Below are 13,809 nucleotides of genomic sequence, written 5' to 3' on the forward strand. Positions count from 1 at the left end.
GCGTCGCAAGACGGCGTCACCGATGGCCTGGAAATGGGCGCTCTCGAGCGCCGTACCGCCGATATGCCGGAATCAGGCGGCGGTGCTGGCGGCCCGCGGCATGCCGAGGTGCTCGCGCAGGTACGACTGCACGAGGGTGCGTGCCTCGGCGAGATAGCGCTCGTCGCCGTCGACCGAGCGTTCGAACGCCCGATTGATGAGGGCATCGGCGACCTCGAGGGCGATGCCGATCCGGAACCCGAGCTCTTCGGCCTCGAGATCGATCTCGAACTCGGCCGCGATCAGCTGCGCCATCCGGGCGGCGAACTCGGGCTCGTGGTCGTCGCCGCGGTCGCGGTGGCCCGCGTGCACGACCGTGAAGCCGGGCTCGTCGCGGTAGAGCGAGATGCAGGCGTCGAGCGAGATGTCGATGAGGTCCCACCAGGTGGCGGGCGTCGAACGCTCGAGCTCGTCGGCGACCCGCTCGCGGAACCGCTGGATGGCCCGCTCGCGAAGTGCCTCGACCACGGCGACGCGATCGGGGAAGTACCGGTAGACCGTGCCGATCGAGGCACCGGCGCGCTCGGCGACCATCTGCGTCGTGAGCCGCTCGAAGCCGGTCTCGTCGACGATCTCGGCCGCGGCGTCGAGCAGCGCGTCGAGTCGCTGCGAGCTGCGTCGCTGCGTGGGCTCGGTGCGGACTGAGCGTTTCCTGCTCGAATCGGCCCCGAGGATCAGGTCGACATTCGGCACGGAACCTCCTCAGTTTGCGCGGTCAACTCTACCGGCCGTCGAAGCCGCCGGATGACCACGCAACCTGAGCGTTTCACGTGCGTCCGCTTCGGCATGACAGACTGAGTGGATGCCGGCGAGCCCCCCTGATCCGGCCGGATCGAGCGTGAGCGAGGTTCGGCACCGCGCCGCGCGCATCGAAGACTGGATTCACGTCCAGCACGTTCGATGGGCGCGCAGTCGCGGGCAGGTGCCGACGGTCGTCCCGTACACGGGCTACGGGTCCACCGAGTGGGTACGCGTGCTCTGCCGCGTGCTGCTCAGCCGCCGGATCTCCCCCGACGAGACCTCTCCGCGGCGCCGCAGGCGTCGCGAGCAGGGCATCCGCGGGTGGCGCAGCTTCACGAGCGCCCCCGTCGGCAACGTGCCCGTGGTCATCGAGGTCGGCGGGCAGACCATCGAGGTGCTGACCGATCGCGGCGGCGTGGTCGACACGCGCGTCCCGGTGTCGTTGGCGCCCGGCTGGCACCAGGCGACGCTCAGTACGAAGGGCTCCGAGAAGGTGACCGCGCCGATCCAGGTGCTCGATCCAGAGGTCTCGTTCGGCATCATCTCCGACGTCGACGACACCGTCATGGTCACGGCGCTCCCCCGCCCGTTCGTCGCGTTCTGGAACACCTTCGTGCTCGACGAGCACGCCCGCATGCCAACCCAGGGCATGTCGGTGCTCTACGAGCGCCTCGTGCGCGCCCATCCCGGGGTGCCGGTGCTCTACCTCTCCACGGGAGCCTGGAACGTCGCCCCGACGCTCAACCGATTCCTCTCGCGCAACCTGTACCCCGCTGGGCCGTTGCTGCTCACCGACTGGGGCCCCACGCACGACCGGTGGTTCCGCAGCGGTCGCGCCCACAAGGAGGAGAACCTGCGTCGCCTGGCCGGCGAGTTCCCCGGCGTCCGGTGGCTCCTCATCGGCGACGACGGGCAGCACGACGAGGTCATCTACGCCGACTTCGCCGCCGAGTTCCCCGACCACGTCGCGGCGATCGCCATCCGCCAGCTGACCACCGGTGAAGCCGTGCTCGCCGGCGGTCGTGGCAAGGCGTCGCAGGTCGAGGTGACCGTGCCGTGGGTGGCGGCGGCCGATGGCTCCGAGATGGCCGACGGGCTCGCCGAGGTCGGCCTGCTCTGAGCGACCGCGCCGCGCGAGGCGAGCGCGGCTTTCGCGGCGGCGACGACGTCGTCGCGATCCCCGCACAGGGAGATCAGGCGGTGACGGATGCCGCGACGGAGCGCTCGCGGCGGATGCGGGCCAGTCCCCGGTTGATCTGGCGAGCCCACAACGGCCCACGGTAGATGAAGCCGGAGTACCCCTGCACGAGGTTCGCACCGGCGTCGAGCCGCGCCTGCACGTCGGCGGCCGTCTCGACACCGCCGACCGAGATCACGCACATCGACTCCGGCACGTTCGCGCGCACGGTGGCGAGCACCTCGAGCGAGCGACCCGCGAGCGGTGCGCCCGACAGTCCGCCTGCCCCGATGCGCTCGACCTCGGCCGCAGTGGCGCGAAGGCCCTCGCGCGAGATGGTCGTGTTCGTCGCGATGATGCCGTCGAGGCCGAGTCGCGTCGCGAGCTCGCAGATGCGCACCACCTCGTCGTCGGCCAGGTCAGGAGCGATCTTCACGAGCAGCGGCGCGGCGCCTGCCGCGGCGCGGACCGTCTCGAGCAGCGGTGCGAGCGCGTCGAGCTCCTGCAGACCGCGGAGGCCGGGGGTGTTCGGCGAGCTGACGTTCACCACGAGGTAGTCGGCGAACGGCGCGAGCACGCGCGTGCTGCGCTCGTAGTCGCCGACGGCGTCCTCGACGGCCGTGACCCGGCTCTTGCCGATGTTGACGCCGAGCACGGGCCGCCGGCGACGACGCGACAGGCGGGACAGGCGGCCGACCGCGGCATCCGCCCCGCCGTTGTTGAAGCCCATGCGGTTCACGAGCGCGCGGTCGCCGATGAGGCGGAACAGCCGCGGGCGTTCGTTTCCCGGCTGCGCCATGGCGGTGATCGTGCCGACCTCGACGTGACCGAAGCCGAGGTTGCCGAGGCCGCGCACGGCGAAGCCGTCCTTGTCGAAGCCGGCCGCGACACCGAACGGCGACGGGAACGACAGACCGAGGGCCTCGACGGCGAGCGAAGGGTCTGGCTTCGTGAACAGCTCGACCACCCGCCCGAATCCGAGCGTGGGCAGCGCCCGGATCACCCTGAACGCGAGGTGATGCGCGTCTTCGGGGTCCATGCGGGAGAAGAAGAGGGAGAAGACAAGTCCGTACATACCGCCCATCAGGCTATCGGAGTTCCGAGCCCGAACGCGGCGCCTACTCGACGGGGCGGGCGGGCAGGCGTCCGTGCGCCTCGCGCAGCTGACCGATCGCGGACTCGAAGTCGTCGAGCGACTCGAACGCCTGGTACACGCTCGCGAACCGCAAATAGGCGACCTCGTCGAGGTCGCGCAGCGGCGGCAGGATCGCGAGGCCGATGTCGTTGGCCTCGATCTGCGACGTGCCCGTCGAACGGATCGTCTCCTCGACGGTCTGCGCGAGCACCGCGAGGTCGGAGTCGGTCACCGGGCGGCCCTGGCACGCCTTTTTCACGCCGAGCACGACCTTCTCGCGGCTGAACGGCTCCGTCACGCCGCTGCGCTTGATGACCGAGAGGCTCGCGGTCTCGGTCGTCGAGAAACGGCCGCCGCACTCGGGGCACTGACGGCGGCGACGGATCGAGAGTCCGTCGTCGCTCGTGCGGGAATCGATGACTCGGGAATCCGGGTGGCGGCAGAACGGACAGTACATGGTGCTCCAAGCCTAGCGGGGTCACGGCGGCGCCCGCCGGTCACGAGCGCGTGCCGGACTCGGGGGGCCGAGGCGCCCGTGATCGGCCGCCGCTCGTTCGACGAGCCCGGTCGACCTTGCGGCTCAGCGTTCGAAACGCGCGGTGACCGCCTCGCCGTGCGCCGGCAGGTCCTCTTCGGTCGAGAGTGTCGCGATCACGGGTGCGACCTCGCGGAGCGCGGCCTCGTCGTAGCGCACGACCTGCTGCGGCCGCAGGAACGTCGCGGCCGACAGTCCGGACACGTGCCGGGCGGTGCCGCCGGTGGGCAGCACGTGATTGGATCCGGCGGCGTAGTCGCCGAGGCTCACGGGCGAGTGCGGACCGACGAAGATCGCGCCCGCGTTCTCGATGCGCGCGAGGGTGGCATCGACGTCGGCGACCTGGATCTCGAGGTGCTCGGCACCGAACGCGTTCGCGAACGCGGCGGCCTGCTCGAGGTCGTCGACCAGCACGAGCGCGGACTGCGGCCCCTCGACGGCCGTGCGAACGCGTGCTGAGTGCTTCGTCGCGGCGACGCGCGCCTCGAGTCGCACGCGCACAGCGTCGGCGAACTCGGCGGAATCGGTCACGAGCACGGATGCCGCGAGCTCGTCGTGCTCGGCCTGGCTGACGAGGTCGGCGGCCACGAAGTCGGCATCCGCGCTCGCATCGGCGATCACGAGGATGTCGGTGGGCCCCGCCTCGGCATCGATGCCGGTCACCCCGGCGACGAGTCGCTTGGCCGCGGCCACGAACACGTTGCCCGGGCCGGTGACGCGCTGCACGGGCAGCAGGCCGAGGTCGGGCACGCCGTAGGCGAACGCGCCGATGGCACCCGCGCCACCCATGGCGTACACCTCGTCGACGCCGAGGAGCGCGGCGACCGCGGCGATGGTCGGGTGGATCCGCCCGTCGTGATCGGCCTGCGGCGGCGAGGCGAGCGCGATCGACCGCACGCCGGCGACCTGCGCCGGCACCACGTTCATGACGACGCTCGACGGGTACACGGCCTTGCCGCCCGGCACGTAGAGTCCCACGCGTTCGACGGGCTGCCAGCGCTGCTCGATGACGGCGCCCGGGGCGAGCACCGTCGTGACCGGTGCGGGGATCTGCGCGGCGCTGGCGGCGCGCACGCGCGCGATCGTGGATTCGACGGCCTCGCGCACCGCAGGGTCGAGCGCCTCGAGCGCGGCGCGCAGTTCGTCGGCCGGCACGCGGATCGCCGCGGGGCGCACCCCGTCGAACCGTTCGGCCTGATCGAGCAGCGCCGACCCGCCGTGCTCCCGCACCTCGTCGATGATGCGTCCGGCCGGTGCGAGTGCGGCCGTGACATCCGTCTCGGCGCGCGGAACGAGCGCGAGCAGTTCGGCGGGAGACGGACGGGAACCACGGAGGTCGAGGGTGCGCAGCATGATGCTCCCAGCGTACCGATCGAGCGCGCGAACGCCCGTCGGCATCGTCACAGGAGGCAGCCGGGCCCGAGCAGGCTCTTGAGTTCTCCGTAGAGGTCGGCCGTGACCTTGACGGGATACTGGCCAACCTCGAAGACTCGTCCGACGCGCCCCTTCGTGAGGGTGATCCGCACCTCGGTGTCACCCCGATGGCGTACGAGCACCTCCCGCAGCGCCTCGGTCGTCTCCTGCGTCGCCCGATGGTCGGGGACCGTGATCTTCACGATGCCGGAGTCGTCGTCCTGGCCGAGTTCCGGCGTGATGACGCTGTAGGCGTGCAGGTTCATGCCGTCGTCGCGCATGCTCACCCGGCCGCGGACGACCACGATCGAGTCGGACTGGAGCCCCGGCGCGAACTCTTGATACGCCTTGCCCATGAACATGACCGTGATCTCACCCGAGAAGTCCTCGACGGTGATCATGCCGTACTGGTTGCCGGACGCCTTCGCGACCCGGTGCTGCACGCTCGTGACGAGGCCCGCGACGGTGACGGTGTCGGCGTCCTGCGTCGAGTCGGAGGAGGTCAGGTCGAGGATGGTGGTCGAGGCGTGCTTCGCGAGCGGCACCTCGAGGCCGTCGAGCGGATGCTCGGAGACGTAGAGCCCGAGCATCTCGCGCTCGAAGGCGAGCTTCTGCTTCTTCGGCCATTCCGGGCGGTCGGGCACGAGCGATGGCGCGGAATGACGCTCGCTCTCGTCGAAGAGGCTGTCGAAGTCGAATCCGAAGTCGCCGACCTCCTCGGCCCGCTTCTCCTTCACGACCGATTCGACCGCGCTCTCGTGCACCTCGACGAGCGCCCGCCGCGTGTGCCCGAGCGAGTCGAACGCCCCGGCCTTCACCAGGGACTCGACCGTGCGCTTGTTCGCGACCTGCAGCGGCGACTTCTTAAGGAAGTCCTGGAACGACTCGAACCGGCCCTTCGCCTCGCGGGCGCCGCGGATGCCGTCGACGACGTTGAAGCCGACGTTGCGCACCGCGCCGAGGCCGAAGCGGATGTCCTCGCCGACGGCCGCGAAGTAGCCGATCGATTCGTTCACGTCGGGCGGCAGCACCTTGATGCCCATGCGGCGGCACTCGTTGAGGTAGAGCGCGAGCTTGTCGCGAGCATCGCCGACGCTCGTCAGCAGAGCCGCCATGTACTCGGCCGGGTAGTGCGCCTTGAGGTACGCCGTCCAGTAGCTGAGCACGCCGTACGCAGCCGAGTGGGCCTTGTTGAACGCGTAGTCGGAGAACGGGAGCAGGATCTCCCAGAGCTTCTGGATCGCGGCATCCGAGTACCCGTTGGCCTTCATGCCGCCCGCGAAGCCCTCGTACTGCTTGTCAAGCTCGGACTTCTTCTTCTTGCCCATCGCGCGGCGCAGGATGTCGGCCTGGCCGAGCGAGAAGCCGGCGACGCGCTGGGCGATCGCCATGACCTGCTCCTGATAGATGATCAGGCCGTAGCTCGTGTCGAGGATGTCCTTCAGCGACTCCGAGAACTCGGGGTGGATCGGCGTGATCTCCTGCAGGGCGTTCTTGCGGAGCGCGTAGTTGGTGTGCGAATTCGCGCCCATCGGGCCCGGGCGGTAGAGCGCGATGACGGCCGAGATGTCTTCGAAGTTGTCGGGCTTCATGAGGCGCAGCAGCGCGCGCATCGGGCCGCCGTCGAGCTGGAACACGCCGAGCGTGTCGCCCTTGCCGAGCAGTTCGTACGCTCCGGGGTCATCGAGGGCGAGGTCTTCGAGCACCGGTCGGATGCCGCGGTTCGCCTCGATGTTGTCGAGCGCGTCGTCGATGATGGTGAGGTTTCGCAGCCCCAGGAAGTCCATCTTGATCAGACCGAGGGACTCGCAGGCCGGGTAGTCGAACTGCGTGACGATCTGGCCGTCCTGCTCGCGCTTCATGATCGGGATGATGTCGATCAGCGGATCGCTCGACATGATCACGCCGGCCGCGTGCACGCCCCACTGGCGCTTCAGGTTCTCGAGCCCGAGCGCGGTCTCGAAGACCGTCTTCGCCTCGGGGTCGGTCTCGACGATGGCCCGGATGTCGGCGGCCTCTTTGTAGCGCGGATGCTTCGTGTCGAAGATGCCCGTGAGCGGGATGTCCTTGCCCATGACGGCCGGCGGCATCGCCTTGGTGAGCTTCTCACCCATCGAGAACGGGAAGCCGAGCACGCGCCCGGAGTCCTTCAGCGCCTGCTTCGCCTTGATCGTGCCGTAGGTGACGATCTGCGCGACGCGCTCGTCGCCGTACTTCTCGGTCACGTACCGGATGACCTCGCCGCGACGACGCTCGTCGAAGTCGACGTCGAAGTCGGGCATCGAGACACGGTCGGGGTTCAGGAACCGCTCGAAGATGAGGCCGTGCTGCAGCGGGTCGAGGTCGGTGATGCGCATCGCGTACGCGGCCATGGAGCCGGCACCCGAACCACGACCGGGTCCGACGCGGATGCCGTTGTTCTTCGACCAGTTGATGAAGTCGGCGACGACGAGGAAGTAGCCGGGGAACCCCATCTGCGAGATGACGCCGACCTCGTAGTCGGCCTGCTTTCGCACGGCGTCGGGGATGCCGTTCGGGTAGCGCACCTGGAGGCCGCGCTCGACCTCCTTCACGAACCAGCTCTGCTCGTCTTCGCCCTCGGGCACCGGGAAGCGCGGCATGTAGTTGGCGCTCGTGTTGAACTTCACGTCGCAGCGCTCGGCGATCAGCAGCGTGTTGTCGCAGGCTTCCGGGTAGTCGCGGAACACCTGCCGCATCTCGGCGGCCGTCTTGAGGTAGAACTCGTCGGCGTCGAACTTGAACCGGTTCGGGTCGTCGAGCGTCGAGCCCGACTGCACGCACAGGAGCGCCGCGTGGCTCTTGGCGTCGTGCGCGTGCGTGTAGTGCAGGTCGTTCGTCGCCACGAGCGGCAGGTCGAGCTGCTTCGCGAGTCGATGCAGGTCGGTCATGATCCGGCGCTCGATGCCGAGCCCGTGATCCATGATCTCGGCGAAGTAGTTCTCCTTGCCGAAGATGTCGCGGAAGTCGGATGCCGCTTTCACCGCTTCGTCGTACTGCCCGAGTCGCAGCCGGGTCTGCACCTCGCCCGACGGGCAGCCCGTCGTCGCGATCAGGCCCGATGCGTAGGTCGAGAGGAGCTCGCGGTCCATGCGCGGCTTGAAGTAGTAGCCCTCGAGCGACGCTCGGCTCGAGAGCCGGAAGAGGTTGTGCATGCCCGAGGTGTCCTGCGAGAGCAGCGTCATGTGCGTATAGGCACCCGATCCCGAGACGTCGTCGCCGCCGCCACCGCCCCAGCGGATGCGGGTCTTGTCGCCGCGATGCGTGCCCGGCGTGACGTAGGCCTCGGTGCCGATGATCGGCTTGATGCCGGCGTCGGTCGCCTGCTTCCAGAAGTCGTAGGCGCCGAACACGTTGCCGTGGTCGGTGACGGCGACCGCGGGCATGCCCTGCTCCGCGGCGGCGGTGACGAGTTCGCCGACCCTGGCCGCACCGTCGAGCATCGAGTACTCGCTGTGCACGTGCAGGTGGACGAAGGAATCGGTGGCCACTGGGCTCCTCTTCGGATGCTGCGGGGTGATTCTCGGGGTGGTTCTCGGGGTGCGTCGGAGGCGCGTCCGAGCTGGGTTCGAGTGTACGGCGACCTTCCGACCCTCGTCGGCGCGACCGGCTCAGTCGCCGCGGAGGGACTCGAGCGCCGCCGCGAGATCGGCCGGGTACTCCGACTCGAAGGTCACCCAGTCGCCCGTCGCCGGATGCGTCAGCGAGAGTCGGTGCGCGTGCAGCCACTGCCTGGTCAGGCCGAGCCTCGCCGAGATCGTCGGATCCGCGCCGTACATCGCATCGCCGACGCACGGATGCCGCTGGGCGGCCATGTGCACCCTGATCTGGTGGGTGCGCCCCGTCTCGAGGTGCACCTCGAGCAGGGAGGCGTACGGGAACGCCTCGAGGGTCTCGTAGTGGGTGACCGCGTGCTTGCCGTCGGAGACGACGGCGAACTTCCACTCGGAACGCGGATGCCGGCCCACTGGGGCGTCGATCGTGCCCGCGAGCGGGTCGGGATGCCCCTGCACGACCGTGTGATAGACCTTCTCGACCTCGCGGTCGTGGAACTGGCGTTTGAGTTCGGTGTACGCGCGCTCGGACTTCGCGACGACCATGAGGCCGCTCGTGCCGGCGTCGAGGCGGTGCACGATGCCCTGACGCTCCGGTGCACCGGAGGTCGAGATGCGGAATCCCGCGGCCGCGAGTGCGCCGACGACCGTCGGCCCGTCCCACCCGAGTGACGGATGCGCCGCGACGCCCGCCGGCTTGTCGACCACCACGAGATCGTCGTCGTCGTGCACGATGCCGAGATCGGGCACCGGGATCGCGACGACCTCGACCGTGCGCGGCGGCTGCCAGCTCACCTCGAGCCAGCCGCCTGCGCGGAGTCGATCGGACTTGTCGAGCGTTCGCCCGTCGAGGACGACTCCCCCTGCCGCGGCGATCTCGGCGGCCTGGGTGCGTGAGAAGCCGAGGAGCTTCGCGATGCCCTGGTCGACACGGATGCCTTCGAGCCCGTCGGGAACGGGGACGGAACGCGATTCCATGACGATCAGGCTTCGCGGGCGACCGGCGCGTTGGGCGCGCCCTGGTCGATCGAGACGTTCGAGGCCGCATCGGCGGAGCCGGGCGCGCCAGGCCGGGTGCCATCGGTCTCGGACTCGTCGTGCTTCGCGCCGCCCTTGACCTCGCGGGACCCGTCGAGGCCGACCCCGCGGATCGTGAGGATCATGAACAGCACCATGCTCGACACGATCGCCATGTCGGCGACGTTGTAGATCGCAGGGATCATCCACGGCGTCGAGATGAAGTCGACCACGTGGCCGAGCCCGAAGCTCGGCTCGCGCAGCAGCCGATCGGTCAGATTGCCGAGCACGCCGCCGAGCAGGAGCCCGAAGACCAGACCCCATGCCTTCGACCGGATGCGGCGGGCGAACCAGATGATGAACGTGATCACGCCGGCGGCGAGGATCGTGAAGATCCACGTCATGCCGCTCGCGAGCGAGAAGGCGGCGCCGGGGTTCCGGACGAAGTGCCACTGGAGCGCATCGCCGAGGACCGGCACCGTCTCGCCCTCGGTGAGGTTGGAGACGACGAGGAACTTCGTCAGCTGATCGAGCCCGTAGACCGCGAGGGCACCGAGGACGAGAACGACGAGCGCAGTCGAGGTTCCGGTCTTCGTGGCCCGCTCAGGCTCCAAAGCCCTGGAAGGTGGGCGTGGGCGCCTGCTCGTTCGACATGCCGGACGGAGTCTGGAAGCCCTGGTTGTCGGGCACCTGCACCGGAGCGGCCGTGTCGAGGTCGCGGAGCTGGCCCTCGATGTAGCTCTTCAGCTTCTGGCGGTACTCGCGCTCGAACAGGCGCAGTCCATCGACGCGCTTCTCGAGCGTCAGGCGCTCCTGGTCGAGCACGCCGATCTGGGCGCGCTGCTTGGCCTCGGCCTCGGCGACGACGCGGGCCGCCGTGGCGTGGCCTTCGGCGATGAGCGCGTCGCGCTTCTCGATGCCCTCGCGGACGTGCTCCTCGTGGAGACGGCGCGCGAGCTGGAGCAGGTTCGTGGTGCTGGTCTGCTCGTCGAGCTCGGACTGCACGGCGGGCGCCGGCACGGCGACGGCCACGGTCGCGGGCTGCGGAACCGGCTCGGCGTACACCGGCGCCTGCGCCTGCGGAGCGGAGGCTGCGGACTTCGCCGCTTCAGCGGCACGGGCCTCGGCGGCCGAGACGCGCTGGCGCAGTTCCTCGTTCTCCTGATTCAGTCGACGAAGCTCGACCACGACCTCGTCGAGGAAGTCGTCGACCTCGTCCTGGTCGTATCCCTCGCGGAACTTCGTCGCCTGGAAGCGCTTGTTGACAACATCTTCCGGAGTTAGCGCCATGGCTTCCCACCCTCACATCTTCGAACTGTTCGTTGCGTTCTGCTAAACGGTAGCAAAGTCCACTCGGATCACCCAGTGCCGCCATCGGAGGTTGCGCCGGGTTCGCAGGAGATCGTCAGGCGACCTGCGCGAGCCACGACACCACGGTCATGGCCACGATCACCACGAGCATAGCCAGCGACCACCCGAGGTCGAGCGCGACCTGCCCGATGCGGATCGGCGGGATGAGCCGCCGGAACAGCCGCACGAGTGGATCGGTGACGGTGTACACGAGTTCGACCACGACGAGCCACCCGCCCTGGGGTCGCCAGGAGCGGTTGAACGTGCGGATCAGGTCGAGCACGAACCGCGCCCACATGACGAAGAAGTACAGGACGAGCAGCGAGTAGAGGATGCTCCAGACGACGGACAACGCGCAGACCGACGACTACGCGTGCGTGAAGAACGACGCGTCCACGTCGCCTTCGGCCTCGCCGGTCTCGCCCGAGACGACGACGTGCGACGGCGAGAGCAGGAAGACCTTGCTCGTGACGCGCTCGATCTTGCCGTGGAGTCCCTGCGACAGGCCGCTGGCGAAGTCGATGAGCCGGCGGGCGTCGCCGTCGGACATCTGGGAGAGGTTGATGATGACCGGGACTCCCTCGCGGAAGGACTCGGCGATGACCTGCGCGTCACGGTACTGACGCGGGTGCACGGTGAGGATCTCGTTCATCTCCGCCTGCGGGGTGCTCGGTTGGATGTGGTTCTTGCGGAGCGGCGTGACGGCCGCACCGGTCTTGGGTGCCGGTGCGGCATGCACGACCGGCGCCGCCGCTGCCGGCGACTCTCTGGGCTCGGCCTCGAACTCCTCGTCCGCGAGGCCGAGGTAGACCATGGTCTTCTTGAGCGGGTTGGACATCGCTGCCTCCGTCTGTGTTCCGTCTCTTCGAGGCTAACCGGCGATCGGCCGATTGCCCGTGATTGCGGTGCCGATCCGCAGGTGTGTCGCGCCTTCGGCGATGGCTTCCTCGAGGTCGTGGCTCATGCCCATCGACAGATCCGCGGCCGTAGGTGCGAGCGGGCGCACGACCCGCTCCGACAGTTCGCGCACCCGGGCGAACGCCGGCCGGGCCGGCTCGCCGAGTGGCGCGACGGCCATGAGCCCGCGCAGCTCGAGTCCGGGCGTCTCGAGCACGTGCTCGACCAGCGCCCCGAGCTCACCCGGCGCGACGCCGCCGCGACCGGCGTCGTCGGTGAGGTTGACCTGCACGAAGCACTCCACCGAGTCCTCGTCGGAGCGCAGCGCGTCGACGAGCGCGGCGCGATCGATCGAGTGGATGGCCGACGCGTAGGCGCGCACTTGTCGCGCCTTCTTGCTCTGCAACTGTCCGATGAAGTGCCACCGCAGATCGAGGTCGGCGAGCTCGCCGGCCTTGGCCTGAGCCTCCTGGTGCCGGTTCTCGCCGACATCCGCGACACCGAGGGATGCGAGGTCGCGCACGAGCGAGGCCGGGTGGAACTTCGTCACCACGATGGTGCGGATGTCGGCCGCGTCGCGGTCGGCGAGGCGGGCCGCCTCGTCGACGCGCTCGGCGACGACCCGGAGTCGCGCTCGCAGGTCGTCGACTCCTGCGGAGCGCACATCGGTCACTTCAGGAAGTCGGGGATGTCGAGGTCGTCGTCGTCGGCGTCGAAGGCCGGGTCGGAGACGATCTGGTCGGCCGTCGAGGTCTCGGCGCCGCCCCAGTTGGCGGTCTCGACGAGCTCGTCGATGTCGATCTCCCCGATGACGTCGGCCGAGTCGGCCCCGCCTGCGGTGGATCCGCCGACGGAAGCACCGACGCCGACCGCGGCCGCCGCGGGCACGAGCTGCTCGCGACGCACCTCGACGGGCTTGGCACCCGGCTCGCCACCGTCGAAACCGGCGGCGATGACGGTGACGCGCACCTCGTCGCCGAGGGTGTCGTCGATGACCGCACCGAAGATGATGTTCGCCTCGGGGTGCACGGCCTCCTGCACGAGCCTGGCGGCGTCGTTGATCTCGAAGATGCCGAGGTTCGAACCGCCCTGGATGGAGAGCAGGACGCCGTGGGCGCCGTCGATCGAGGCCTCGAGCAGCGGACTCGCGACCGCGAGCTCGGCCGCCTTGATCGCACGGTCGGCTCCTCGCGAGGAGCCGATGCCCATGAGCGCGGAGCCCGCACCCTGCATGACCGACTTGACGTCGGCGAAGTCGAGGTTGATGAGTCCGGGGGTCGTGATGAGGTCGGTGATGCCCTGGACACCGGCGAGGAGCACCTGGTCGGCCGTGGCGAACGCCTCGAGCATCGAGATGCCGCGGTCGCTGATCTCGAGCAGGCGGTCGTTCGGCACCACGATGAGGGTGTCGACCTCTTCCTTCAGGCGTGCGACGCCCTGCTCCGCCTGCGTCTGGCGACGCTTGCCCTCGAAGCCGAACGGCTTGGTGACCACACCGATCGTGAGCGCGCCGATGGACTTGGCGATGCGGGCGACGACGGGTGCGCCGCCGGTGCCCGTGCCGCCGCCTTCGCCTGCGGTGACGAACACCATGTCGGCGCCGGCCAGCGCCTCTTCGATCTCTTCGGCGTGGTCCTCTGCTGCGCGACGACCGACCTCGGGGTCGGCGCCCGCGCCGAGTCCCCTGGTGAGATCGCGGCCGACGTCGAGCTTGACGTCGGCGTCGCTCATGAGCAGCGCCTGCGCATCGGTGTTGATGGCGATGAACTCGACGCCGCGGAGGCCGAGCTCGATCATGCGGTTGACGGCGTTGACGCCGCCGCCGCCGATGCCGACCACCTTGATGACGGCGAGGTAGTTCTGGTTAGTCGACATCTCCGGCCCTTCGTGCGAAACTCTGAACTTTGAACCTCAAGTCGAGGGTTAAAGTCTT

13 protein-coding genes are annotated in these 13,809 nt (G+C 69.2%); 1 reads left to right on the forward strand and 12 read right to left on the reverse strand.

Annotated elements, in window-relative coordinates; all coding sequences use genetic code 11:
• Positions 1-72: 72 nt before the first annotated feature.
• A complete protein-coding gene (locus ATC03_RS11480) occupies positions 73-732 on the reverse strand; it encodes a TetR/AcrR family transcriptional regulator (RefSeq protein WP_067877080.1) in 660 nt (219 codons plus the stop codon).
• A 109-nt stretch (positions 733-841) separates the two neighbouring features.
• Here ATC03_RS11480 and ATC03_RS11485 point away from each other — a divergent pair, with 109 nt between their 5' ends.
• Positions 842-1,900: an App1 family protein gene (locus ATC03_RS11485; protein ID WP_067877083.1), complete on the forward strand. Its 1,059-nt coding sequence runs from the start codon at positions 842-844 to the stop codon at positions 1,898-1,900.
• Positions 1,901-1,973: 73 nt separating this feature from the next.
• Here ATC03_RS11485 and ATC03_RS11490 read toward each other — a convergent pair whose 3' ends face one another.
• From ATC03_RS11490 to ftsZ, 11 genes are all read right to left on the reverse strand, one after another.
• The gene (locus ATC03_RS11490) at positions 1,974-3,032 is read right to left on the reverse strand and encodes a quinone-dependent dihydroorotate dehydrogenase (RefSeq protein WP_067877086.1); all 1,059 of its coding nucleotides are present in this window, start codon (positions 3,030-3,032) and stop codon (positions 1,974-1,976) included.
• A 43-nt stretch (positions 3,033-3,075) separates the two neighbouring features.
• Positions 3,076-3,549, reverse strand: coding sequence for a transcriptional regulator NrdR (gene nrdR / locus ATC03_RS11495; RefSeq protein WP_067877089.1), 474 nt, complete (start codon positions 3,547-3,549; stop codon positions 3,076-3,078).
• 123 nt (positions 3,550-3,672) lie between these two features.
• On the reverse strand, positions 3,673-4,980 hold the full coding sequence (gene hisD, locus ATC03_RS11500; protein ID WP_067881988.1) for a histidinol dehydrogenase: 1,308 nt from the start codon (positions 4,978-4,980) through the stop codon (positions 3,673-3,675).
• Between the two features lie 47 nt (positions 4,981-5,027).
• The gene (gene dnaE / locus ATC03_RS11505) at positions 5,028-8,501 is read right to left on the reverse strand and encodes a DNA polymerase III subunit alpha (RefSeq protein WP_232338867.1); all 3,474 of its coding nucleotides are present in this window, start codon (positions 8,499-8,501) and stop codon (positions 5,028-5,030) included.
• Positions 8,502-8,669: 168 nt separating this feature from the next.
• Positions 8,670-9,590 (reverse strand): RluA family pseudouridine synthase, encoded by a 921-nt coding sequence (locus ATC03_RS11510; RefSeq protein ID WP_067877095.1) that lies wholly within the window; start codon positions 9,588-9,590, stop codon positions 8,670-8,672.
• Between the two features lie 5 nt (positions 9,591-9,595).
• Entirely contained in the window at positions 9,596-10,243 is a 648-nt protein-coding gene (gene lspA, locus ATC03_RS11515; protein WP_067877098.1) for a signal peptidase II, read from the reverse strand.
• Complete coding sequence (locus tag ATC03_RS11520; protein ID WP_067877101.1) at positions 10,233-10,919, reverse strand: DivIVA domain-containing protein; 687 nt, start codon at positions 10,917-10,919, stop codon at positions 10,233-10,235. The genes lspA and ATC03_RS11520 overlap by 11 nt, the downstream gene beginning before the upstream one ends.
• 115 nt (positions 10,920-11,034) lie before the next feature.
• Positions 11,035-11,331 carry a YggT family protein gene (locus tag ATC03_RS11525; protein WP_067877104.1) on the reverse strand — a complete coding sequence of 99 codons (297 nt, stop codon included), beginning with the start codon at positions 11,329-11,331 and terminating at the stop codon, positions 11,035-11,037.
• A 15-nt stretch (positions 11,332-11,346) separates the two neighbouring features.
• Positions 11,347-11,817, reverse strand: a complete 471-nt coding sequence (locus tag ATC03_RS11530; RefSeq protein WP_067877107.1) for a cell division protein SepF — start codon at positions 11,815-11,817, stop codon at positions 11,347-11,349.
• Between the two features lie 33 nt (positions 11,818-11,850).
• Positions 11,851-12,549 carry a YggS family pyridoxal phosphate-dependent enzyme gene (locus tag ATC03_RS11535; protein ID WP_067877110.1) on the reverse strand — a complete coding sequence of 233 codons (699 nt, stop codon included), beginning with the start codon at positions 12,547-12,549 and terminating at the stop codon, positions 11,851-11,853.
• Positions 12,546-13,751, reverse strand: coding sequence for a cell division protein FtsZ (ftsZ, locus tag ATC03_RS11540; protein WP_067877113.1), 1,206 nt, complete (start codon positions 13,749-13,751; stop codon positions 12,546-12,548). The genes ATC03_RS11535 and ftsZ overlap by 4 nt, the downstream gene beginning before the upstream one ends.
• Positions 13,752-13,809 lie beyond the last annotated feature (58 nt).

It is taken from the genome of Agromyces aureus (assembly GCF_001660485.1).
In the GTDB taxonomy this organism is placed as follows: Bacteria; Actinomycetota; Actinomycetes; order Actinomycetales; family Microbacteriaceae; genus Agromyces; species Agromyces aureus.

What these genes read in the sequence shown, in the direction of transcription:
- dnaE (WP_232338867.1), bottom strand. Translation starts at nt 8,501, where the DNA reads ATGCTCGACGGTGCGGCCAGGGTCGGCGAACTCGTCACCGCCGCCGCG.
- nrdR (WP_067877089.1), bottom strand. Translation starts at nt 3,549, where the DNA reads ATGTACTGTCCGTTCTGCCGCCACCCGGATTCCCGAGTCATCGATTCC.
- ATC03_RS11510 (WP_067877095.1), bottom strand. Translation starts at nt 9,590, where the DNA reads ATGGAATCGCGTTCCGTCCCCGTTCCCGACGGGCTCGAAGGCATCCGT.
- ATC03_RS11490 (WP_067877086.1), bottom strand. Translation starts at nt 3,032, where the DNA reads ATGTACGGACTTGTCTTCTCCCTCTTCTTCTCCCGCATGGACCCCGAA.
- ATC03_RS11530 (WP_067877107.1), bottom strand. Translation starts at nt 11,817, where the DNA reads ATGTCCAACCCGCTCAAGAAGACCATGGTCTACCTCGGCCTCGCGGAC.
- ATC03_RS11520 (WP_067877101.1), bottom strand. Translation starts at nt 10,919, where the DNA reads ATGGCGCTAACTCCGGAAGATGTTGTCAACAAGCGCTTCCAGGCGACG.
- ATC03_RS11485 (WP_067877083.1), top strand. Translation starts at nt 842, where the DNA reads ATGCCGGCGAGCCCCCCTGATCCGGCCGGATCGAGCGTGAGCGAGGTT.
- ftsZ (WP_067877113.1), bottom strand. Translation starts at nt 13,751, where the DNA reads ATGTCGACTAACCAGAACTACCTCGCCGTCATCAAGGTGGTCGGCATC.
- hisD (WP_067881988.1), bottom strand. Translation starts at nt 4,980, where the DNA reads ATGCTGCGCACCCTCGACCTCCGTGGTTCCCGTCCGTCTCCCGCCGAA.